Here is a 274-nt window from a genome sequence, read left to right as displayed (position 1 = left end):
CTTTCGGTCAGTTCCAGCTCCAGGCATGCCGGCGGGATGCCTGTCTCGTAGAGGATCGCGGCGATCCGCTCGCCCAACTGGCCATCGGCGAACTGCCGTGCCGAGAGGTTCACCGAGACCTTTGGCACCCGCACCTTGGCCTTGTGCCAGCTGCGCAACTGCTTGCAGGCTTCCGCCAGCAGCCAGTCGCCGACCTGGGCCACCAGGCCGATCTCCTCCAGCACCGGAATGAACTCGCTCGGCGGAACCAGTCCGCGGCGCGGATGCTGCCAGC

General features: G+C 67.2%; 1 protein-coding gene. It reads right to left on the bottom strand.

The features are described from left to right. Nucleotides 1–274 (bottom strand): EAL domain-containing protein (locus tag ACLJNW_RS24955; RefSeq protein ID WP_410961324.1); only part of this gene is annotated, 274 nt, incomplete at both ends.

Source organism: Salmonella sp. SAL4457 (assembly GCF_046548235.1).
GTDB classification, from domain to species: domain Bacteria; phylum Pseudomonadota; class Gammaproteobacteria; order Enterobacterales; family Enterobacteriaceae; genus Salmonella; species Salmonella enterica.
This window is presented reverse-complemented; position numbering and strand designations above follow the sequence as displayed.